The sequence below is a fragment of the Burkholderia sp. SIMBA_051 genome (assembly GCF_046534915.1).
GTDB classification, from domain to species: domain Bacteria; phylum Pseudomonadota; class Gammaproteobacteria; order Burkholderiales; family Burkholderiaceae; genus Burkholderia; species Burkholderia ambifaria.
The window spans coordinates 1-261 of record NZ_JAWRXS010000463.1; the positions used below are offsets into that span (position 1 = coordinate 1).

Consider the following 261-nt stretch of genomic DNA (forward strand, 5'->3'; position numbering starts at 1 on the left):
GTTCGATGTGCAGGATCTGCTCGTCGAGGGCTAACAGCCTTGATAGCTGATCTTGCAGCCTGTCGATTAACATGGCTGGCTCTTGATCGGCGATCGATGCGAGCGATGCTTTGGCCGCGTCAATTGAGGCACGCCGGCCTTGCGGCAGGATCACGCCAAACTCGTACAGCAGGCCGCGCAACTGGTTCACCTGCATCACGCGGAATCTCACGAGTTGCTGGCGCATCCGGTGTAAAGCAAGCATGGCCTGCTGATCCTCCG

1 pseudogene is annotated in these 261 nt (G+C 58.6%); it reads right to left on the bottom strand.

The window, feature by feature from the left end:
• Positions 1 to 261: pseudogene (locus tag SB771_RS35295) on the bottom strand (IS110 family transposase); the annotation flags it as partial.